Origin of the sequence: Actinomycetospora sp. NBC_00405 (genome assembly GCF_036044095.1) — a bacterium.
GTDB lineage: Bacteria > Actinomycetota > Actinomycetes > Mycobacteriales > Pseudonocardiaceae > Actinomycetospora > Actinomycetospora callitridis.
Genome location: NZ_CP107938.1, coordinates 720,943 through 743,134 on the forward strand (window position 1 = coordinate 720,943; position 22,192 = coordinate 743,134).

At 71.2% G+C, this 22,192-nt stretch carries 17 protein-coding genes and 3 rRNA genes; 19 read left to right on the forward strand and 1 reads right to left on the reverse strand.

Annotation, left to right across the window (positions count from 1 at the left end; genetic code table 11):
* Positions 1–44 precede the first annotated feature (44 nt).
* From OG774_RS03580 to argH, 9 genes are all read left to right on the forward strand, one after another.
* A complete protein-coding gene (locus tag OG774_RS03580; RefSeq protein WP_328306745.1) occupies positions 45–563 on the forward strand; it encodes a hypothetical protein in 519 nt (172 codons plus the stop codon).
* A 38-nt stretch (positions 564–601) separates the two neighbouring features.
* Positions 602–1,648, forward strand: coding sequence for an N-acetyl-gamma-glutamyl-phosphate reductase (gene argC, locus OG774_RS03585; protein ID WP_328306747.1), 1,047 nt, complete (start codon positions 602–604; stop codon positions 1,646–1,648).
* Positions 1,645–2,805 (forward strand): bifunctional glutamate N-acetyltransferase/amino-acid acetyltransferase ArgJ, encoded by a 1,161-nt coding sequence (gene argJ, locus OG774_RS03590; RefSeq protein ID WP_328306749.1) that lies wholly within the window; start codon positions 1,645–1,647, stop codon positions 2,803–2,805. Before argC ends, argJ begins: the two co-directional genes overlap by 4 nt.
* Entirely contained in the window at positions 2,802–3,752 is a 951-nt protein-coding gene (gene argB / locus OG774_RS03595) for an acetylglutamate kinase (protein ID WP_274198238.1), read from the forward strand. The genes argJ and argB overlap by 4 nt, the downstream gene beginning before the upstream one ends.
* 2 nt (positions 3,753–3,754) lie before the next feature.
* On the forward strand, positions 3,755–4,978 hold the full coding sequence (locus OG774_RS03600; protein ID WP_328306753.1) for an acetylornithine transaminase: 1,224 nt from the start codon (positions 3,755–3,757) through the stop codon (positions 4,976–4,978).
* 101 nt (positions 4,979–5,079) lie between these two features.
* On the forward strand, positions 5,080–5,988 hold the full coding sequence (gene argF / locus OG774_RS03605; protein WP_328310755.1) for an ornithine carbamoyltransferase: 909 nt from the start codon (positions 5,080–5,082) through the stop codon (positions 5,986–5,988).
* On the forward strand, positions 5,985–6,551 hold the full coding sequence (locus OG774_RS03610) for an arginine repressor (protein WP_328306754.1): 567 nt from the start codon (positions 5,985–5,987) through the stop codon (positions 6,549–6,551). Before argF ends, OG774_RS03610 begins: the two co-directional genes overlap by 4 nt.
* Positions 6,548–7,756, forward strand: a complete 1,209-nt coding sequence (locus OG774_RS03615; RefSeq protein ID WP_328306756.1) for an argininosuccinate synthase — start codon at positions 6,548–6,550, stop codon at positions 7,754–7,756. Before OG774_RS03610 ends, OG774_RS03615 begins: the two co-directional genes overlap by 4 nt.
* Entirely contained in the window at positions 7,756–9,180 is a 1,425-nt protein-coding gene (gene argH, locus OG774_RS03620; protein ID WP_328306758.1) for an argininosuccinate lyase, read from the forward strand. Before OG774_RS03615 ends, argH begins: the two co-directional genes overlap by 1 nt.
* A 201-nt stretch (positions 9,181–9,381) precedes the next feature.
* Here argH and OG774_RS03625 read toward each other — a convergent pair whose 3' ends face one another.
* Entirely contained in the window at positions 9,382–9,606 is a 225-nt protein-coding gene (locus tag OG774_RS03625; RefSeq protein WP_328306760.1) for a hypothetical protein, read from the reverse strand.
* 53 nt (positions 9,607–9,659) lie between these two features.
* On the opposite strand from OG774_RS03625, the gene OG774_RS03630 reads away from it, so the two are divergent.
* The 10 genes from OG774_RS03630 to OG774_RS03675 all read left to right on the forward strand — a co-directional run bounded on the left by OG774_RS03630 (position 9,660) and on the right by OG774_RS03675 (position 22,182).
* Positions 9,660–10,598, forward strand: a complete 939-nt coding sequence (locus OG774_RS03630) for a lytic transglycosylase domain-containing protein (RefSeq protein WP_328306761.1) — start codon at positions 9,660–9,662, stop codon at positions 10,596–10,598.
* A gap of 32 nt (positions 10,599–10,630) precedes the next feature.
* Positions 10,631–11,257, forward strand: coding sequence for a DNA-3-methyladenine glycosylase (locus tag OG774_RS03635; RefSeq protein WP_328306763.1), 627 nt, complete (start codon positions 10,631–10,633; stop codon positions 11,255–11,257).
* Between the two features lie 22 nt (positions 11,258–11,279).
* Positions 11,280–12,572: a tyrosine--tRNA ligase gene (gene tyrS / locus OG774_RS03640; RefSeq protein ID WP_328306766.1), complete on the forward strand. Its 1,293-nt coding sequence runs from the start codon at positions 11,280–11,282 to the stop codon at positions 12,570–12,572.
* A 370-nt stretch (positions 12,573–12,942) separates the two neighbouring features.
* A 16S ribosomal RNA gene (locus OG774_RS03645) occupies positions 12,943–14,474 on the forward strand.
* A 386-nt stretch (positions 14,475–14,860) separates the two neighbouring features.
* Positions 14,861–17,968 (forward strand): 23S ribosomal RNA (locus OG774_RS03650).
* 156 nt (positions 17,969–18,124) lie between these two features.
* Positions 18,125–18,241 (forward strand): 5S ribosomal RNA (rrf, locus tag OG774_RS03655).
* The 16S, 23S and 5S rRNA genes sit together here, the layout of an rRNA operon.
* Before the next feature lie 119 nt (positions 18,242–18,360).
* Positions 18,361–20,097 (forward strand): hypothetical protein, encoded by a 1,737-nt coding sequence (locus OG774_RS03660; RefSeq protein WP_328306768.1) that lies wholly within the window; start codon positions 18,361–18,363, stop codon positions 20,095–20,097.
* Entirely contained in the window at positions 20,094–21,089 is a 996-nt protein-coding gene (locus tag OG774_RS03665) for an HAD-IIA family hydrolase (RefSeq protein WP_328306770.1), read from the forward strand. The genes OG774_RS03660 and OG774_RS03665 overlap by 4 nt, the downstream gene beginning before the upstream one ends.
* A gap of 53 nt (positions 21,090–21,142) precedes the next feature.
* On the forward strand, positions 21,143–21,328 hold the full coding sequence (locus OG774_RS03670) for a hypothetical protein (RefSeq protein ID WP_328306772.1): 186 nt from the start codon (positions 21,143–21,145) through the stop codon (positions 21,326–21,328).
* A gap of 5 nt (positions 21,329–21,333) precedes the next feature.
* On the forward strand, positions 21,334–22,182 hold the full coding sequence (locus tag OG774_RS03675; RefSeq protein WP_328306774.1) for a TlyA family RNA methyltransferase: 849 nt from the start codon (positions 21,334–21,336) through the stop codon (positions 22,180–22,182).
* Positions 22,183–22,192: the final 10 nt, after the last annotated feature.

The following is a 22,192-nucleotide window of genomic DNA, read 5'->3' on the forward strand; positions in this document are numbered from 1 at the left end:
GAAATCGCCTGCGCGCCCCGACCGGTCGGTGGTGGCATGGGGCCGTGGACGTCGCGTTCTCGAAGCGCCCCGACGGCGGGTCGCTCGCGCTCATCGACCGGGAGGACGGGGTGCGGCTGCGGCTGCGCTCCTACGACCGCACGGGCGAGGTCCCGCACGACGCGGTCCACCTCATCGGCGAGCGCGCGCTGGGCCTGACCCGCGGGCTCTGGGGCTCCCTGCAGGCGGGCGCGCTGTTCGACAGCGTCGAGGTCGTGTCCGGCCGGCTGCGTCACGACCGCCGGCAGCGCTCCGACGCCGTCCGGCGGGAGAACGCGGCGGAGCTGCGGCTCGCCGAGACCGTCGTCGGCGTCCTCCAGCAGAGCCTCGACAGCGACGGTCCGTCGACGAAGGCGGCGCTGGACCGGGCGTGGGGGATCACCGGGACCGGACCGAGCCCGTTCACGGCGGCGCAGGCCTCGGTCGCGGTCCAGGAGCTGCGCACCCTGCGGGAACGCTGGCGCGATCTCGCCCCGGACGAGACGATCACTTTCACCTGGCGTCCCGGGCGGCGCCGTCGCTGACCCCCTCGTTGCATGGATTTCCGTGAGCATGCATAGTGATGCGTATGCGCGTCGCCGTGGCCGGAGCCAGTGGATACGTCGGGGGTGAGGTGCTGCGGCTCGCCCTGGGCCACCCCGAGGTCGAGATCGGGGCGGTGACGGCGGGGGAGTCCGCGGGCACCGCGCTCGGCGGCCACCAGCCCCACCTGCCCACCCTCGCCGACCGGACGATCGCCGAGTCCACGCCCGAGCAGCTCGCCGGGCACGACGTCGTCTTCCTCGCCCTGCCGCACGGGCGCTCCGCCGAGCTGGCCGCCCAGCTCGGGCGGGCGGGCGGCGGCGCTGACGTGCTCATCGTCGACTGCGGCGCCGACCACCGGCTGACCGACCCGGCCGCCTGGCAGCGCTGGTACGGCGGCGAGCACGCCGGGGCCTGGCCCTACGGCCTGCCCGAGCTGCCCGGCGCGCGCGAGGCGCTGCGTGGCAGCCGTCGCATCGCCGTCCCCGGCTGCTACCCGACGGCGAGCACCCTGGCGTCCTTCCCCGCGGTCGCCGGCGGCCTGGTCCGGCCGGACATCAGCATCGTCGCCTTCTCCGGCACCTCGGGCGCGGGCCGGGCCGCCAAGCCCCACCTGCTCGGCTCCGAGGTCATGGGCTCGGCCACCGCGTACGGCGTCGGCGGCGGGCACCGGCACACCCCGGAGATCGTCCAGAACCTCGCGACGGTCAGCCCGGAGCCGGTGCGGGTGTCGTTCACCCCCGTCCTCGCCCCGATGCCGCGCGGCATCCTCGCCGTCGCGAGCGCGCCCCTGGCCGACGACGCCGTCACCGAGGACCAGGCCCGCGAGGTCTACGCCAAGGCCTACGCCGCCGAGCCGTTCGTGCACCTGCTGCCGGCCGGCGTCCAGCCCGCGACCAAGTCGGTCGTCGGGTCGAACGCCGTGCAGATCCAGGTCGCCGTCGACCCCGACGCCGGGCGCCTCGTCGTCACCGCCGTCATCGACAACCTCACCAAGGGCACCGCCGGCGGCGCGTTCCAGTCGGTCAACCTCGCCCTGGGGCTCGACGAGACCCTCGGGCTCCCGACGACAGGAGTGAGCCCGTGAGCGTCACCGCCGCCCAGGGATTCCGGGCCGCCGGCGTCCGCGCAGGCCTGCGGGCCCACGGTGAGCGCCCCGACCTCGCGCTGGTGGTCAACGACGGTCCGACGCAGGTCGCCGCCGGGGTCTTCACCCGCAACCAGGTCAAGGCCGCGCCCGTGCTGTGGTCGCAGCAGGTACTCGTCGAGCACGACCTGCGCGCCGTCGTCCTCAACGCCGGCGGCGCCAACGCCTGCACGGGGCCCGACGGGTTCGGCGACACCCACCGCACCGCCGAGAAGGTGGCCGACGTCCTGGGCTGCGGGGCGATCGAGGTCGCCGTCTGCTCGACGGGCCTCATCGGCGAGCGCCTGCCGATCGAGAAGCTCCTCGCCGGTGTCGACGCCGCCGCGGCGGAACTCGCTGACGGCGAGGAGGCCGGCACCGCCGCCGCCACCGCCGTGCTGACCACCGACACCGTCGACAAGCAGGCCGCCCGCACCCGCCACGGCTGGACGGTCGGCGGCTTCGCCAAGGGCGCCGGGATGATGGCGCCGAGCCTCGCGACGATGCTCGTCGTCGTCACCACCGACGCCATCGTGGACGCCGCCACCGCCGACGCCGCCCTGCGCGCCGCGGCGTCGACGACGTTCGACCGCCTCGACATCGACGGCGCCACCAGCACCAACGACACCGTCCTGCTGCTCGCCTCCGGGTCGTCCGGGATCGAGGCCGACGCCGCAGCCTTCACCGAGGTGCTCACCGAGGTCTGTGACGAGCTCGCGAAGGGGCTGCAGGCCGACGCCGAGGGCGTCACCAAGCGGATCGCCGTCACCGTGACCGGCGCCCGCGACGACCGCGACGCCCTGCTCGGCGCCCGCACGATCGCCCGCGACAGCCTGGTCAAGACCGCGCTCTTCGGCTCCGACCCGAACTGGGGCCGGATCGCCGCCGCGGTCGGGGCGAGCGAGGCGTACGTCGACCCGCAGAGCCTGAGCGTCACCGTCAACGGCGTGCTGCTCTGCGAGGCCGCCGCCGCCGTCGGCGACCGCTCGAAGGCCGACCTCTCCGGCCCGGAGGTCACCGTCGACGTCGACCTCGGGCTGGGCGACGGGCGGGCCACCGTGCTCACCACGGACCTGTCGCACGCGTACGTCGAGGAGAACAGCGCCTACAGCACATGACCGACATCGACACCGACCAGACGCTGACGTCCATCCCCGTCCCCGCCGACGTCCCCGACCGTCTCCACTCGGCCGCCGCCAAGGCCGGCGTGCTCGCCGAGGCGCTGCCGTGGCTGCAGCGCTTCCAGGGCGCGGTGGTCGTCGTCAAGTACGGCGGCAATGCCATGACCGACGACGCGCTGCGCCGGGCGTTCGCCGAGGACATGGTCTTCCTGCGCCTCGCCGGCATCCGCCCCGTGGTCGTCCATGGCGGCGGGCCGCAGATCACGAGCATGCTCGGCCGGCTCGGCATGGAGGGCGAGTTCCGCGGCGGCCTGCGCGTCACCACGCCCGAGACCATGGACGTGGTGCGGATGGTGCTGGTCGGCCAGGTCGGCCGCGAGCTCGTCGGGCTGATCAACGCCCACGGCCCCTACGCCGTCGGGCTCTCGGGCGAGGACGCCCGCCTGTTCACCGCGGCCCGGCGCACCGCGACCGTCGACGGCGAGGCGGTCGACGTCGGGCTGGTGGGCGACGTCGTCGACGTCAACCCGGCGGCGGTGCTCGACCTCGTGGCCGGCGGCCGCATCCCCGTGGTCTCGACGGTCGCGCCGGACGTCGACGGCGTCGTGCACAACGTCAACGCCGACACCGCCGCGGCCGCGCTGGCCGAGGCGCTCGGCGCGCGCAAGCTCGTCGTCCTCACCGATGTCGAGGGGCTCTACACCGACTGGCCGGACCGCTCGAGCCTGCGCTCGCAGATCGACGACACCGAGCTCGCCACGCTCCTGCCGAGCCTGGCCAGCGGGATGATCCCGAAGATGGAGGCCTGCCTGCGGGCCGTGCGCGGCGGTGTGCCGCGCGCCCACGTCATCGACGGCCGGGTCGCGCACTCGGTGCTGCTCGAGGTGTTCACCAGCGCAGGGGTCGGGACGATGGTCGTCCCGACGGACGGGAAGGAGGCCTGACGATGACGGCGATCGCCGAGGAGACGGCTGCAGCCGGTGACGACCTCCGCCGTCGGTGGGCCGCCTCGCTCATGGACAACTACGGCACCCCGCCGATCAGCCTCGTGCGCGGCGAGGGCGCGCGGGTGTGGGACGCCGACGGCACCGAGTACCTGGACCTGCTCGGCGGCATCGCGGTCAACCTGCTCGGCCACGCGCACCCGGCCGTGGTCGAGGCCGTGTCCCGGCAGGTCGCGACGCTGGGCCACACGTCGAACCTCGTCATCAACCCGCTGACCGTCGAGCTCGCCGAGCGCCTGCTCGGGCTCCTGGGCCACGAGGGCCGCGTGCTGTTCTGCAACTCCGGCGCCGAGGCCAACGAGACCGCCTTCAAGATCGCCCGGCGCACCGGCCGCCCGAAGATCATCGCCGCCGAGAACGCCTTCCACGGCCGGACGATGGGCGCGCTCTCGCTGACCGGGCAGCCCGCCAAGCGGACGCCGTTCGAGCCGCTCGTGCCCGGCGTGGAGTTCGTGCCCTACGGCGACGTCGAGGCACTGCGCGCGGCCGTCGACGACGACACCGCGGCGGTGTTCCTCGAGCCGATGCAGGGCGAGGCCGGCGTCATCGTCCCCGCCGACGGCTACCTGCGTGCCGCCCGCGACATCACCACCGAGCGTGGCGCCCTGCTCGTGCTCGACGAGGTCCAGACCGGGGTCGGGCGCACCGGCCTGTGGTTCGCCCACCAGCGCACCGACGTCGTCCCGGACGTCGTCACGCTGGCCAAGGGCCTCGGCGGCGGGCTACCGATCGGCGCCTGCATCGGGGTCGGGGCGGCCGGCGACCTCCTCGGCCCGGGCCAGCACGGCACGACCTTCGGCGGCAACCCCGTGTGCTGCGCCGCGGCGCTCGCCGTCCTCGACACGATCGCCTCCGAGGGGCTGCTCGACCGGGCCACCGCCCTGGGGCGCGACGTCGCCACGCGGATCGAGGGTCTGGGCCACGGCCAGGTCGACCACGTCGACGCGGTCGGCATCCTCATCGGGATCGCCCTGCGCAGCCCGATCTCCACCCAGGTCACCGCCGCAGCGCGCGAGTCCGGCTACCTGATCAACAACGCCGTCCCGGAGCGGGTGCGGCTCGCGCCGCCGGTCGTGGTCACCGACGCCCAGCTCGACAGGTTCCTCGCCGCCCTCCCCGAGGTGCTCGACCAGGGTGCGGCCGCCGCGGAGGCGGCGGGCTCGTGACGACGACCGACGCGCCCGGGACACCCGCCGGCGGAGCAGGCTCGACGCGACGGAGGAGCGGCGAGGGTGCTCTCGCCTCGGCGGGATCTTCGGTCCGCCATCTGCTGCGCGACGACGACCTGACCCCGGCCGAGCAGGCCGAGGTGCTGGAGCTCGCCGCGGCGATGAAGGCCGCCCCGTTCGCCCGGACGCCGCTGGCCGGTCCGCGGGCCGTGGCGGTGGTGTTCGACAAGGCGTCGACGCGCACGCGGGTGTCGTTCGAGGTCGGCATCGCCGCCCTCGGCGGCACGCCCGTGATGATCGACGGGAACGCCGCCCAGTTCGGCCGCGGCGAGACGATCGCCGACACCGCCCGCGTGCTCTCGCGCTACGTCGACGCGATCGTGTGGCGCACGAGCACCGAGGAGCGCATCCAGGAGATGGCCGGCGCCGCGACGGTGCCGGTGGTCAACGCGCTGACCGACGGCTTCCACCCGTGCCAGGTCCTCGCCGACCTGCAGACGATCGTCGAGCGCCACGGCCGCACCGCGGGCCTCACGCTGACCTACCTCGGCGACGGCGCCAACAACATGGCCCAGTCGTTGCTGCTCGGCGGCGCCACCGCCGGCATGCACGTCCGGATCGCCGCGCCGACGGGTTTCACCCCCGACGCGGCGGTCGTCGAGGACGCCGGGGCGCGCGCCGTCGAGACCGGCGGCTCGGTCACCGTCACCGACGACCCGGGTGCCGCCGACGGCGCCGACGTGCTGGTCACCGACACCTGGACCTCCATGGGCCAGGAGTCCGACGGACGCGACCGCGCGGTGCTCGAGCCGTTCCGCCTCGACGAGGCCGCGGTCGCCCGCGCGGGCGCAGGCGTCACCGTCCTGCACTGCCTGCCCGCCCATCGCGGGGACGAGATCACCGCGGGCGTCATCGACGGGCCCGCGTCGGCGGTGTGGGACGAGGCCGAGAACCGCCTGCACGCCCAGAAGGCGGTGCTGGCGTGGTTGCTGGAGCGGTCACGATGACCGAGACGAGAGGCATCCCGAGGAGCACGCCGATAGGGAGTCGCGCGGCGCGCCAGGCCCGGGTGGTCGCGCTGCTCACCGAGCGCGAGGTGCACAGCCAGGCGGAGCTCGCGGGGCTGCTCGCGTCCGAGGGCGTCGAGGTCACCCAGGCCACGCTCTCGCGCGACCTCGACGAGCTGGGCGCGGTGAAGCTGCGCGGGGCCGACGGCGGCGTCGGGCGCTACGTGGTGCCCGACGACGGCAGCCCGGTGCGCGGCGTCGTCGGGGGCACCGACAGACTGTCCCGGCTGCTCGCCGAGCTGCTGGTCTCCGCCGACCACTCCGGCAACCTGGCGGTGCTGCGCACCCCACCGGGGGCCGCGCACTACCTGGCCAGCTCGCTGGACCGCGCGGCCCTGGCCGAGGTGGTCGGCTGTATCGCCGGTGACGACACGGTGCTCGTCGTCGCCCGCGAGCCCCTCGACGGGGCAGGTCTCGCGGCGCTGCTGCGGACGTTGAGCACCCGGACGACGGCGCGGTCGTCCTCGACCATCGAGCGTGAGCAGGAAGAGGGAGAGCAGTGAGCGAGCGGATCGTGCTGGCGTACTCCGGAGGTCTCGACACCTCCGTCGCCATCGGCTGGATCGCGGAGGAGACCGGGCGCGAGGTCGTCGCGGTCGCCGTCGACGTCGGGCAGGGCGGCGAGGACCTGGAGGTCATCCGCAAGCGCGCCCTGGACTGCGGGGCCGTCGAGGCGGCGGTCGCCGACGCCCGCGACGAGTTCGCCGAGGGCTTCTGCCTGCCGGCACTGCGGGCCAACGCGCTCTACATGGACCGCTACCCGCTGGTCTCGGCGCTGTCGCGGCCGCTGATCGTCAAGCACCTCGCCGACGCCGCCCGCGCGCACGGCGCCTCGACGGTCGCGCACGGCTGCACCGGCAAGGGCAACGACCAGGTGCGCTTCGAGGTCGGCGTCGGCGCGCTCGCCCCGGACCTCGACGTGATCGCCCCGGTCCGCGACTTCGCCTGGACCCGCGAGAAGGCGATCCAGTGGGCCGAGGAGCGCTCGCTGCCGATCGACGTCAACAAGCGCTCGCCGTACTCGATCGACCAGAACGTCTGGGGCCGCGCGGTCGAGACCGGCTTCCTCGAGGACATCTGGAACGGGCCCATCGAGGACGTCTACTCCTACACCGCGAACCCCGCCGAGCCGCGTGACGCCGACGAGGTCGTCGTCGGCTTCGAGTCGGGCGTGCCGGTGACGATCGACGGCCAGAAGGTCACGGTCCTGCAGGCCATCGAGCAGCTCAACCGGCGCGCCGGCGCCCAGGGCATCGGGCGGCTGGACATGGTCGAGGACCGCCTCGTCGGCATCAAGAGCCGCGAGGTCTACGAGGCCCCGGGCGCGATCGCGCTGATCACCGCCCACCAGGAGCTCGAGAACGTCACCGTCGAGCGCGAGCAGGCGCGGTTCAAGCGCCAGGTCGAGCAGCGCTGGGGCGAGCTCGTCTACGACGGCCTGTGGTTCTCGCCGTTGCGCCGCAGCCTCGACGCCTTCGTCGACTCCACCCAGGAGCACGTCACCGGCGAGGTCCGGATGACGCTGCACGGCGGTCGTGCGGTGCCCACCGGGCGCCGCAGCGCGAAGTCGCTCTACGACTTCAACCTCGCCACCTACGACGAGGGCGACCTGTTCGACCAGTCGCTGGCCAAGGGTTTCGTGCAGCTCTGGGGCCTTCCGTCGAAGATCGCGGCACGGCGTGATCAGAATCTGGGGGATCAGGGCTGATGCCGGAAGGGTCTGCCCTCTGGGGCGGGCGGTTCGCGTCCGGACCGGACGCGGTGATGGCGGCGCTGTCGAAGTCGACGCAGTTCGACTGGGTGCTCGCGCCCTACGACATCGCCGGCTCCCGCGCCCACGCCCGGGTGCTGCACGGCGCGGGGCTGCTCACCGACGAGCAGCTCGAGGCCATGCTCGACGGGCTGCGCCGACTCGCCGACGACGTCGACTCCGGCGTGTTCCTGCCCGCCGAGGACGACGAGGACGTGCACACCGCCCTCGAGCGGGGTCTCATCGAACGGGCGGGGGAGGACGTCGGCGGGCGCCTGCGCGCCGGCCGCTCCCGCAACGACCAGATCGCCACCCAGCTGCGGATGTGGCTGCGCGACGAGCTGCGCGAGGTGGTGCGCGGCGTCGCGGGCGTGGTCGACGCGCTGCTCATCCAGGCCCGCGCGTACCCGGACGCCGCGATGCCCGGGCGCACGCACCTGCAGCACGCGCAGCCGGTGCTACTGGCCCACCACCTCGCCGCGCACGCCCAGGCCCTGCTGCGCGACGTCGGCCGGTGCCGGGACCTCGACCGGCGCCTGGCGTACTCGCCCTACGGGTCGGGGGCCCTGGCGGGGACCTCGCTGGGCCTCGACCCGGCCGCCGTCGCCCACGACCTGGGGTTCGTCGACGCCGTCGACAACTCCATCGACGGGACGGCGTCGCGCGACCTCGCCGCCGAGGGCGCCTACGTGCTGGCCCAGATCGCGGTGGACCTCTCGCGGATCGCCGAGGAGGTCATCCTCTGGGCGACCGCGGAGTTCGGGTACGTGACGCTCGCGGACGCCTGGTCGACCGGGTCGTCGATCATGCCGCAGAAGAAGAACCCGGACGTCGCGGAGCTCGCGCGCGGCAAGGCCGGCCGGCTCGTCGGGAACCTCGCGGGGCTGATGACCACGCTCAAGGCCCTGCCGCTGGCCTACAACCGCGACCTGCAGGAGGACAAGGAGCCGCTGTTCGACTCGGCGGCGCAGCTCGCGATGGTCCTCCCGGCGATGGCCGGCATGATCAGGACGCTGACGTTCCACACCGACCGTCTCGCCGAGCTCGCCCCGGCAGGCTTCACGCTGGCCACCGACCTCGCCGAGTGGCTGGTGCGCCAGGGCGTGCCGTTCCGTCGGGCCCACGCCGCGGCGGGCGCCTGCGTCCGCGCGGCCGAGGCCCGCGGCGTGGGGCTCGACGAGCTCACCGACGCCGAGCTGGCCGAGTGCGACCCGGCGCTGACCCCCGACGTCCGCGCCGTGCTCACGGTCGCCGGTTCGATCGCCTCGCGCGACGCGCACGGCGGCACGGCCCCGAAGCGCGTGTCCGAGCAGCTCGACCGCGTCTTCGCCGCCGCGATCGAGGCCCACGCCTGGGCCGGGCGCCCGATCGAACGCCGCTGAGGGTCACCGGTCTTCGTGTCAGCGGCGGTCCGTCGCAGACGTTGAGTGTCCGTATCGCCACGCACTCGATCGGAGGCGGGCACCCCGGGCTCACGCTCCGCGGTCGCGGTCGAGGCGCGCGATCAGGGTGTCGAGGCGCATGCCGACCCACTCGCGTCCGCCGAACCGCGGGACGAAGTACGGCCTCGGGGTCCGCGACGATCAGCTCGTGGCGGCCCCGGGCGGCCCCGCCGCCCAGAACGCGACTCTGCGCTCGTCGAGCGAGTGGCCGGCGGGATCGACGAACTCGCCGAACGACCGGCGCCGCACGAACCACGTCGGCGCGCCGTGCGTCGGGTGCTCGGTCACCTCGGGGAGCGCCAGGCAGCGGTCCCGCAGCCCCCGCAGCCCCCTCAGCAGGTCCTCCGTCCGCGTGGACGCGGTCATGAGCCCCGCCTCGGCCACCCCGACGATGCCCGACGTCGTTACGCTCGGACACCGTGAACGGGGGACGATGGGGCCGGCGACTCCTGGTGGGGGCCGCCCTGGTCGCCGCGCTCACCGGATGCGCCGACCAACCCCCGACGCCGCCTCCCGCCGCACCCGTCCCGGTGGCCGCGCCGGAACCGTCGACCGACGCGATCGGCCCCCACGGCCCGACGGTCTCCAGCGACCCCGCGGCCCTGGCCCGGGAGATCGACACGGCCCAGGCCACGATCGCCGACCCCGCCCGGTCGCCGGGTCAGGTCGCGGCCGCGGCGCGGACCGCCCAGGTCGCGTACGAGGAGCTCGCGTTCCACCCCGAGCGGCTCGCCCCCGTCCTGGCCGCCCTGCCGCCGGGCCCCGCCGACGTCACGAACCGCATCGTCACCGCGGGCCGCGACCTGCTCGCGATGGCGAAGGGCACCCCCGGCGACGAGCTGCCGGCGTGGCGCATCGCCGAGCCGCTCCCGCCCGACCGGCTGCGCGCCCTCTACGCCGAGGCCGAGCAGCGCTTCGGCGTCCCGTGGCACGTCCTCGCCGCGGTCAACCTCGTCGAGTCCCGGATGGGACGCATCGCCTCGCACTCCGAGGCCGGGGCGCGCGGACCGATGCAGTTCATGCCGTCCACGTGGGCGAGCTACGGGCTGGGTGGCGACGTCTACGACCCCCACGACGCGATCCTCGGGGCGGCGAACTACCTGCAGGCCAACGGAGCCGACACCGCGACGGGCGTGGACCGGGCGCTGCGCCGCTACAACAACGACCCGCGCTACGTCCGCGCCGTGCGCGCCTACGCCGACGTGATGGCGTCCGACGAGCGCGCGTTCCTGGCCTTCCACGCCTGGGAGGTGTACTTCCGGACGACCTCGGGCCGCGTCCACCTGCCCGTCGGGTACGACGAACCCCGCGCGATCCGGGCTGACGAGTACCTCGCGCGGACGGGGGCGCCGCGCTGACGGTCCGGTCGCACGGGGGAGGATCAGCGGCGATGACGCTGCTGGACGCCTCGGACCTGTCGGTCGACGTGCTCGAGGCCGCTCCCCGCCTGCTCGGCGCCGAGCTCGTCGCCGACACCCCTGAGGGGGAGGTGCGCGTCCGCGTGGTCGAGGTGGAGGCGTACCGCGGCGCGGACGACCCCGGATCGCACTGCTACCGGGGACAGACCCCGCGCAACGCCGTCATGTGGGGACCGGCCGGGCATCTCTACGTCTACTTCGTCTACGGCATGCACTTCTGCGCCAACGTCGTCTGCCTGACCGAGGGTGAGGCCGGCGCGGTGCTGCTGCGCGCCGGCGAGGTGATCTCGGACCTGGGGCTCGCGCACGCCCGGCGCCCCACGGCGCGGGGACGCGACGCCGAGCTGGCCCGGGGCCCCGCCCGGCTGTGCGCCCTGCTCGGGCTCGGACGCGAGCACAACGGCATCGACGTGCTGTCCTCGTCCTCGCCGGTCCGGCTCGAGACCGGGCAGCGGGTGCCGGACGCCGAGGTCCGCACCGGTCCGCGCGTCGGCGTCGCGGCGGGCCAGGAGCGTCCGTGGCGGTTCTGGGTCGCGGGGTCCCGGGCCGTGACGCCGTACAAGGCGGGACGGGCGCGGGCCGACGGTCCCGACTGGTGAGCCCGCGCGCGACAATGACGCCGTGACCGCTTCGACCGAGGGCCCGCACCTCCTCGACGACCTCGCCTGGCGGGGCCTGATCGCCCAGAGCACCGACCTCGACGCCCTGCGCCGCGACCTCGACGCCGGCATGGTCACCCTCTACTCCGGGATCGACCCCACCGCGCCCAGCGCCCACATCGGACACCTGCTGCAGTGGCTCACGCTCGCCCGGTTCCAGCGGGCCGGACACCGTCCGATCGCCCTCGTCGGCGGCGCGACCGGCCTCATCGGCGATCCGAAGCCGACGTCCGAGCGGGTCCTCAACGACCGTGAGGTCGTCTCCGAGTGGGTCGACAAGCTCGGCGCGCAGCTGCGCCCGTTCCTGGACTTCGACGCGGGCGAGAACGCGGCCCTGCTGGTCAACAACCTCGACTGGACCGAAGGCCTCTCCGCGCTGGACTTCCTGCGCGACGTCGGCAAGCACTTCCGGGTCGGGCGGATGCTCGCCAAGGAGGCGGTCAGCCGGCGCATGGAGTCCGACGAGGGCATCAGCTACGCCGAGTTCTCCTACCAGCTGCTGCAGTCCTACGACTTCCTCGAGCTCCACCGCCGGTACGGCTGCACGCTGCAGACCGGGGGGAGCGACCAGTGGGGCAACCTCACCGCGGGCACCGACCTCGTCCACCGCGTGGAGGGACGGTCGCTGCACGCGCTCGGAACACCGCTGATCACGAAGGCCGACGGCACCAAGTTCGGCAAGACGGAGTCGGGCACGGTCTGGCTCGATCCGAGCATGACCAGCCCCTACGCCTTCTACCAGTTCTGGATCCAGGCCGAGGACGCGATGGTGGGCACCTACCTGCGCGCCTTCACGTGGCTGGAGCGCGAGGAGATCGAGGAGCTCGAGCGGCTCACCGAGGAGAAGCCGCAGGCGCGCGAGGCCCAGCGGGCCCTGGCCCGGGCGGTGACCGCGCAGGTGCACGGTCAGCAGGAGGTCGAGCGGGCCGAGGCCGCGAGCCGCGCGCTGTTCGGACGGGGAGAGCTGCGCGAGCTGGACGCCGCAACGCTCGCCGCCGCGGTCGCGGAGATCCCCTCGTACACGGCGGAGCGCTCCGAGCACCCCACGATCGTCGACATGCTCGTCGGGACGGGCCTCGCCACCGGGCGCGGCGCGGCCCGGCGCACGATCGCCGAAGGTGGCGCGTACGTGAACAACGCGAAGATCGAGACCGAGGACTGGGCGCCGGCCGACGGCGACCTCCTGCACGGCCGCTGGCTGGTCCTGCGGCGGGGCAAGCGCAACGCCGCCGGGGTGGAGCTGGCCGGCGCCTGAGCTGTTTCGCCTGCTGGGCGCGGGGGAACCTCCGATGACCAGCGACGACGCGCTGATCCACCCCCCGCGTGAGGGCAGGTTCCGGGCGTGTGTAGAGTTCTGGTCATCGCGAGATCAGGGGTTGCCCCCGGGCCTCGCGGAGAACTAGGCTAGGAAGGTCGCCTTCCGGAAGGTCTGGCCCTGTGGGTCGGCTTGTACGGTGGTGTGGTTGTCCTTTGAGAACTCAACAGTGTGCTGAATGTTTGGTGGGTTTTTCCCGTCGGCATCCGGGGTTTGTTTTCGGGTGTCGTGGGTTTCTTTGGGTGCACCTGGTCTTGTTTGCCAGTGGGGCTGGGTGCTTTTTGCTGGGACTGTTTTGTTCCAATGTTTTTTGTTGGAGAGTTTGATCCTGGCTCAGGACGAACGCTGGCGGCGTGCTTAACACATGCAAGTCGAGCGGTAAGGCCCTTCGGGGTACACGAGCGGCGAACGGGTGAGTAACACGTGGGTGACCTGCCCTCCACTTCGGGATAAGCCCGGGAAACTGGGTCTAATACCGGATATGACCTTGAAGCGCATGTTTCTTGGTGGAAAGTTTTTTCGGTGGGGGATGGGCCCGCGGTCTATCAGCTTGTTGGTGGGGTGATGGCCTACCAAGGCGACGACGGATAGCCGGCCTGAGAGGGTGATCGGCCACACTGGGACTGAGACACGGCCCAGACTCCTACGGGAGGCAGCAGTGGGGAATCTTGCGCAATGGGCGGAAGCCTGACGCAGCAACGCCGCGTGAGGGATGACGGCCTTCGGGTTGTAAACCTCTTTCGCGATCGACGAAGCTCCATCTTCTGGGTGGGGTGACGGTAGGTCGAGAAGAAGCACCGGCCAACTACGTGCCAGCAGCCGCGGTAATACGTAGGGTGCGAGCGTTGTCCGGAATTATTGGGCGTAAAGAGCTCGTAGGCGGTGTGTCACGTCGGCCGTGAAAACCTGGGGCTTAACTCTGGGCGTGCGGTCGATACGGGCATCACTAGAGTTCGGCAGGGGAGACTGGAATTCCTGGTGTAGCGGTGAAATGCGCAGATATCAGGAGGAACACCGGTGGCGAAGGCGGGTCTCTGGGCCGATACTGACGCTGAGGAGCGAAAGCATGGGTAGCGAACAGGATTAGATACCCTGGTAGTCCATGCCGTAAACGTTGGGCGCTAGGTGTGGGGTCCATTCCACGGGTTCCGTGCCGCAGCTAACGCATTAAGCGCCCCGCCTGGGGAGTACGGCCGCAAGGCTAAAACTCAAAGGAATTGACGGGGGCCCGCACAAGCGGCGGAGCATGTGGATTAATTCGATGCAACGCGAAGAACCTTACCTGGGTTTGACATGCACCAGACGCGTCCAGAGATGGGCGTTCCCTTGTGGCTGGTGTGCAGGTGGTGCATGGCTGTCGTCAGCTCGTGTCGTGAGATGTTGGGTTAAGTCCCGCAACGAGCGCAACCCTTGTCCTATGTTGCCAGCGGGTGATGCCGGGGACTCATGGGAGACTGCCGGGGTCAACTCGGAGGAAGGTGGGGATGACGTCAAGTCATCATGCCCCTTATGTCCAGGGCTTCACACATGCTACAATGGCCGGTACAGAGGGCTGCGAAGCCGTGAGGTGGAGCGAATCTCGTAAAGCCGGTCTCAGTTCGGATCGGGGTCTGCAACTCGACCCCGTGAAGTCGGAGTCGCTAGTAATCGCAGATCAGCAACGCTGCGGTGAATACGTTCCCGGGCCTTGTACACACCGCCCGTCACGTCACGAAAGTCGGTAACACCCGAAGCCCGTGGCCCAACCCGCAAGGGGGGGAGCGGTCGAAGGTGGGACTGGCGATTGGGACGAAGTCGTAACAAGGTAGCCGTACCGGAAGGTGCGGCTGGATCACCTCCTTTCTAAGGAGCTTCACCGAACACCATCAGCCGGCGTGTTCACAGGCGAGTGTTCTGTGCGCGCTGTGGCTGGTGGTGGAGGGCCTCAGTACCTCCCCGAGCTCGGGAGTCTTCGGACTCCGTGGTCGGGGGTGGGAGGGGGTTGCTCGAGAAATGTGGAATCACCAAACTCCCGACCTTCGGGTTGGGCAGCACACTGTTGGGTCCTGAGAGGACGACCCGGCCCCCTGTGGGGGGCTTTGTTGTTGTCTCGAGGGGCGATCGTTCACCTGCTTCCCCTGTGGGGGTTGTCGGGTGGCGGTTCGTGTGGTCGTTGAGAATTGTACAGTGGACGCGAGCATCTTTTGTTTCTGTGCACATTTGTGTCGTGATTTCTTGATGTGTGTGTTGGTCAAGTTGTTAAGGGCGCACGGTGGATGCCTGGGCATCAGGAGCCGATGAAGGACGTGGGAGGCCGCGATAGTCCTCGGGGAGCTGTCAACCGAGCTTTGATCCGAGGGTGTCCGAATGGGGTAACCCGGCACCCGTCATGGGGTGTCACCGCCGTCTGAATGTATAGGACGGTGGGAGGGAACGCGGGGAAGTGAAACATCTCAGTACCCGCAGGAGAAGAAAACAAGAGTGATTCCGTGAGTAGTGGCGAGCGAAAGCGGAAGAGGCTAAACCCCGCCAGTGTGAGAGCCGGCAGGCGTTGCTGGTGGGGTGTTGTGGGGTTCCGCGTATCAGGGCTGCCGTCCTGGTGCGGGTGTTCGTGGTGTTAGTCGAAGGCGTTGGGACGCGTCGGCGTAGAGGGTGAGACCCCCGTAGACGAAAACACTGCGTTCTCCCGTTGCGGTGTCCCCGAGTAGCAGCGAGCCCGTGAAATTCGCTGTGAATCTGCCGGGACCACCCGGTAAGCCTAAATACTCCCTGATGACCGATAGCGGACGAGTACCGTGAGGGAAAGGTGAAAAGTACCCCGGGAGGGGAGTGAAACAGTACCTGAAACCGTGTGCCTACAAGCCGTCAGAGCCTTGCGGGGTGATGGCGTGCCTTTTGAAGAATGAGCCTGCGAGTTAGTGGTACGTGGCGAGGTTAACCCGTTGAGGGGTAGCCGTAGCGAAAGCGAGTCCGAACAGGGCGATTCAGTCGCGTGCTCTAGACCCGAAGCGGAGTGATCTACCCATGGCCAGGGTGAAGCGCCGGTAAGACGGCGTGGAGGCCCGAACCCACCAGGGTTGAAAACCTGGGGGATGAGCTGTGGGTAGGGGTGAAAGGCCAATCAAACTCCGTGATAGCTGGTTCTCCCCGAAATGCATTTAGGTGCAGCGTCGCGTGGTACTCACCGGAGGTAGAGCACTGGTTGGCCTAGGGGGCCTACAAGCTTACTGAAGTCAGCCAAACTCCGAATGCCGGTGAGCGAGAGCGCGGCAGTGAGACTGCGGGCGATAAGGTTCGTAGTCGAGAGGGAAACAGCCCAGATCGCCGGCTAAGGCCCCTAAGCGTGCGCTAAGTGGGAAAGGATGTGGGATCGCCCAGACAACCAGGAGGTTGGCTTAGAAGCAGCCATCCTTGAAAGAGTGCGTAATAGCTCACTGGTCAAGTGGTCCTGCGCCGACAATGTAGCGGGGCTCAAGCGCACCGCCGAAGCCGCGGCAACACCGCGTGAACACTGCTTGCCCTTGATGGCGTAGCTGGTGGTGGTGTTGGGTAGGGGAGCGTCATGCGGGCGGTGAAGCGGCGGAGTGATCCAGTCGTGGAGCCCGTGTGAGTGAGAATGCAGGCATGAGTAGCGATAGCAGAGTGAGAAACTCTGCCGCCGGATGACCAAGGGTTCCTGGGCCAGGTTTTTCCGCCCAGGGTGAGCCGGGACCTAAGGCGAGGCCGACAGGCGTAGTCGATGGACAACGGGTTGATATTCCCGTGCTCGTGTAGGCGCGTCCCTGGCGAATCCAGGTGTGCTAACCGCCCGAACCTCGGGTGTCTCCTTCGGGAGCACCTCGAGGGGAGCGCGGGACCCCGCCTGGTAGTAGCCAAGCGATGGGGTGACGCAGGAGGGCAGCTCCGCCAGCTAGTGGTAGTGCTGGTGCAAGCGTGTAGGCCGGTGGACAGGCAAATCCGTTCACCATGAGGCTGAGACGTGACGCATAGCCGTTTGAGGCGAAGTAGAGTGATCCCATGCTGCCGAGAAAAGCCTCTAGCGAGTTCCTACGCGACCCGTACCCCAAACCAACACAGGTGGTCAGGTAGAGAATACCGAGGCGTTCGAGCGAACTGTGGTCAAGGAATTCGGCAAAATGCCCCCGTAACTTCGGGAGAAGGGGGGCCCTGTCCCGTGAAACCCCTTGCGGGTTAGCGGGGTGGGGCCGCAGAGACCAGGGGGAAGCGACTGTTTACTAAAAACACAGGTCCGTGCGAAGTCGCAAGACGATGTATACGGACTGACGCCTGCCCGGTGCTGGAACGTTAAGGGGACCGGTTAACCCTTCGGGGTGAAGCTGAGAACTTAAGCGCCAGTAAACGGCGGTGGTAACTATAACCATCCTAAGGTAGCGAAATTCCTTGTCGGGTAAGTTCCGACCTGCACGAATGGCGTAACGACTTCCCCGCTGTCTCGACCACAGACTCGGCGAAATTGCACTACGAGTAAAGATGCTCGTTACGCGCGGCAGGACGGAAAGACCCCGGGACCTTCACTACAGCTTGGTATTGGTGCTCGGTTCGGCTTGTGTAGGATAGGTGGGAGACTGGGAAGCGGTCACGCCAGTGATCGTGGAGTCAACGTTGAAATACCACTCTGGTCGAATTGGGCATCTAACCTCGGACCATGATCTGGTCCAGGGACAGTGCCTGGTGGGTAGTTTAACTGGGGCGGTTGCCTCCCAAAGGGTAACGGAGGCGCCCAAAGGTTCCCTCAGCCTGGTCGGCAACCAGGTGTCGAGTGCAAGTGCACAAGGGAGCTTGACTGTGAGACCGACGGGTCGAGCAGGGACGAAAGTCGGGACTAGTGATCCGGCACCACCACGTGGTTGGGGTGTCGCTCAACGGATAAAAGGTACCCCGGGGATAACAGGCTGATCTTGCCCAAGAGTCCATATCGACGGCATGGTTTGGCACCTCGATGTCGGCTCGTCGCATCCTGGGGCTGGAGTAGGTCCCAAGGGTTGGGCTGTTCGCCCATTAAAGCGGTACGCGAGCTGGGTTTAGAACGTCGTGAGACAGTTCGGTCCCTATCCGCCGCGCGCGCAGGAGACTTGAGGAAGGCTGTCCCTAGTACGAGAGGACCGGGACGGACGAACCTCTGGTGTGCCAGTTGTCCCGCCAGGGGCACGGCTGGTTGGCTACGTTCGGAAAGGATAACCGCTGAAGGCATCTAAGCGGGAAGCCTGTTCCAAGATGAGGTCTCCCACCCCTTCGAGGGTTAAGGCCCCCACCAGACCAGTGGGTTGATAGGCCAGACATGTAATCGCCGCAAGGCGTTCAGTGGACTGGTACTAATAGGCCGAGGACTTGCCCACACACACGTCAAGCAATCACGACGAGCTTGTGTGTGAACACGGCAAACAAATCTGCGTAACGAAACAGGAAACCTGTTCGCGTCCACTGTGCATATCCCAGCGACCACACACCCCACCCCACAACCGGGCAACCGGCTCGTGGGGGTGGTGGGGTGTTCCGGTGGTCACAGCGGAGGGGAAACGCCCGGACCCATCCCGAACCCGGAAGCTAAGCCCTCCAGCGCCGATGGTACTGCGACCGACAGGTCGTGGGAGAGTAGGACACCGCCGGAACACCCGACCACCCCCACACCTCTCCTCCTCGTGAGGAGGGAACCCTGAACAGCGAGACTGATGATGGGCAGGACTCCGGCCGGAGCCCTGCCCTTTTTCATGCCCTGAGGAGGCCCGCCATGTCGTCGGATGCGTCGGACGGGGCCGACTCGCGCGGAGCCGACGACGGCCCCCGCCAGGGCCGCGCCCCCGGCTCGTCGCGGGACGATCGGCAGGGTGGCCCCCGCCGTGCGGCCACCGGCCGCGACCGCGGAGCCCCGAAGGGCGGCGGCGCCGGCCGGCCACGCAACGGCGACCGGCCTGCTCGCGACGACCGCGGCGGACGTGGCGACGGTCCCGGCGCCGGTCGCGGCGACCGCCCTCGCGGAGGTGCCGACCGTCGTTCGGAGGGGCGCGAGGGGCGCGACACCGAGCGCTCCGAGGGTCGCGGTCCCGGTCCCCGGGGTCGCGACAACGGACGCTCCGGCGACGCCGCACCCGGTGCCCGCGGCGGACCCCGGCGTGGCCCGGGCGGCTCCGGCGGTCGCCCGACCGGAGGCGGTCCGGACCGCGGTCGCTCCGCCCGCGACGGCGGCGGCACATCCCGCGGTGGTGGCCGCCCGGACTCCCGCGGACGACCCGACGGCCGGGGTGACGACCGTCCCCGCGGCGGACCCCGCAGCGACCGGCCCACGTCGGACCGCCCGCGTGACGATCGACCGCGCGGTGACCGACCTCGTGGCGACCGCCCGCGCGACGACCGTCCCCGTGGCGACCGGCCGACCGATGGTGGCGGCGACCGCCGGCGGGACGACCGTCCCCGTGGCGAGCGGCCGACCGATGGTGGCGGCGACCGCCGGCGGGACGACCGTCCCTCGGGCGACCGGTCCCGCCAGGACCGTCCCCGCAACGAGCGTCCCCGCGACGATCGCCAGGGCGGGCGCCCGGCCGGGGCCCGCGGCGACGGACGCGACGAGCGCCGTCGTGACCCGCGCGCGGCCGATCCCGAGCGTCGCGGAGGCGCCGACGCGCGCCGCACGGCGCACGTCCAGGCGCCGATCGAGCGCCACCAGGACGCAGCCCCGCGTCCGGTCGCGCCACCGCTGCCCGACGACATCACGCCCGAGCTCCTCGACCAGGAGGCGCGGCGCGCCCTGCGCGGTCTCCCGAAGGACCTGGCCGACCTGGTCGCGCGGCACCTCGTCGCGGTCGGCGAGCTCGTGGACGACGAGCCGGAAGCGGCGCTCGCGCACGCACGGTTCGCGCGGCACCGTGCGAGCCGGGTCGCGATGGTCCGCGAGGCGTCGGGCCTCGCCGCGTACCACGCCGGCGAGTGGGCCGAGGCGCTCTCCGAGCTGCGCGCGAGCCGGCGGATGGGCGGCGACGGCCACCTGCCGGTGATGGCCGACGCCGAGCGCGCCCTGGGCCGCCCGGAACGCGCCATCGAGCTCTCGCGCAGCCCCGAGGCCCGCGACCTCGAGCCCGAGGAGGCCGTCGAGCTGCTGATCGTGGTCTCCGGAGCGCGACGCGATCTCGGCGAGGCCGACGCCGCCGTCGTCGGCCTGCAGGTCCCCGAGCTCGACGCATCGCGCGGCGAGCCCTGGGTGCCGCGCCTCTTCTACGCCTACGCCGAGGCGCTCCAGGCCGCCGGCCGCACCGACGACGCCATCCGGGCGTTCCTCGAGGCCGCCGGCACGGACGTCGAGGGCGAGACGGACGCCGAGGAGCGCGCCATCATGCTCGGCGCCGGCGAGGGGGTCGTCGCGGCGGAGGCCGAGCCCGGGATCGCCGAGACCCCGGACGACGACGGCGACGACAGCGAGGCCGACACCGACGAGACCGACGCCGACGCCGACGCGACGGGGCCGACGGCGTGAGCGGCTACGACGCGCTGCTCGTCGACCTCGACGGCACGGTCTACCGCGGACCGGACGCGATCGACGGGGCCGTCGAGAGCCTCGAGGCCGCGCGCCACGGCGCGACCGTCTCCTACGTCACGAACAACGCCTCGCGCGGCCCCGACGAGGTGGCCGAACACCTGCGCGAGCTGGGCCTGACGCTGGAGCCCGGCGACGTCGTGACCAGCGCCCAGGCGGGCGCGGCGGTCGTCGCCGAGCACTGCGAGCCCGGGGCGCCGGTGCTCGTCGTCGGCGCGGAGGCACTGGCCGAGGAGATCCGTCTCGTCGGGCTGACGCCCGTGCGCTCCGAGGAGGACGAGCCGGTCGCGGTGGTGCAGGGCCACTCGCCCGACACCGGCTGGCGCATCCTCGCCGAGGCGGCGCTCGCCCTGAACCGTGGCGCGTACTGGGTGGCCTGCAACGTCGACCCCACGCTGCCCAACGAGCGGGGCTTCCTGCCGGGCAACGGGTCGATGGTGGCCGTGCTGCGCACCGCGTGCCGTCGCGAGCCCGAGGTGGCGGGCAAGCCGGCGGCGCCGCTGCTGCGCCAGGCCATCGAGCGCGCCGGGGCGCAGCGTCCCCTGGTGATCGGCGACCGCCTGGACACCGACATCGCCGGCGGCCACGCCGTCGACGCCGACAGCCTGCTCGTCCTCACCGGCGTCTCCACGGCCGCCGACCTCCTCGGCGCGCCGCCCGAGCAGCGTCCGACCTACCTCGGCCCCGACCTGCAGGTCCTCGGCGGGGACCTCGACGCCGTCCGCGTGCTCGACGGCGACACCGGCGGCTGGACGGCGAGCCGCGAGAACGGCGTCGTCGTGCTGGCCTCGGGTGGCGACGACGACACCGCCGGCGCCCTGCGGGCCCTGTGCCGGGTGGCCTGGGACGCGCCGGCGGGCGGCGCCGAGGTCCGCGCCGCCGACGACCGTGCCGAGAAGATGATCAGCACCCTCGGGCTCGCGACCGGGTGACGCGTTAGCGTGGACGGCGACAGGACCGCCGTCCCGACGTCGGAGGACACGCCATGACCGAGCCCGGCGACGCCACCACGGCCGACGCCGAGCCCCTGGCCGTCCTGCGCGGGGCCGTGGGTGCCCTCCCGTCCGCGGACGGACCCGACGAGGCGTTCGACGCGGCCGAGCACGCCGTCCGCTTCGAGGCCGTGCACGACGCGATGGTCGCCGTGCTGGCCGACGTGGACCGGACCTGACCGCGGTGGCCCGGTCGACCGCGCGCCGGCTGCGACTCGACGCGGAGCTGGTCCGGCGCGGCCTCGCGCGCTCGCGCGAGCACGCCGCCGGGCTCATCGCCGACGGCCGGGTGACGGTCGGCGGCTCGGTCGCGACGAAGCCGGCCACGGCCGTCGAGACCGCCGCGGCCGTGGTCGTGCGCGACGACGTCGACGACCCGGGCTGGGCGTCGCGGGGTGCGCAGAAGCTGCTGGGGGCGCTCGAGGCGTTCGCGCCGCAGGGCCTCGCCGTCGACGGCCGCCGCTGCCTCGACGCCGGCGCGTCGACCGGTGGGTTCACCGACGTGCTCCTGCGCCGGGGCGCCCGCGAGGTGGTCGCCGTCGACGTCGGCTACGGGCAGCTGGTGTGGGCACTGCAGACCGACCCACGGGTCGCGGTGCACGACCGTGTCAACGTCCGGTCGCTGGCCCCCGAGGACATCGGGGGGCCGGTGGACCTCGTCGTCGCGGACCTGTCGTTCATCTCCCTGGGCCTCGTCCTCGACGCCCTGGTCGCGTGCACCGTGCCGGGCGGGGACCTGGTGCCGATGGTGAAGCCGCAGTTCGAGGTCGGCCGGGAGCGGCTGGGGTCGGGCGGTGTCGTCCGCGACCCGGTACTGCGCGCGTCGGCGGTGCTGGACGTGGTGGCCGCGGCCCGCACGCGGGGTCTCGTGCTGCGCGACGTCGTCGCCAGCCCGCTGCCCGGGCCGTCGGGCAACGTGGAGTACTTCTGCTGGCTGCGCCGAGCTGCCGATCACACGGCGGACGGGCCGGCGAGCGCCCAGACTGACGACGAGGCGCTCGTGCGACGTGCCGTCGAGCAGGGGCCGGCATGAGCGGACGACG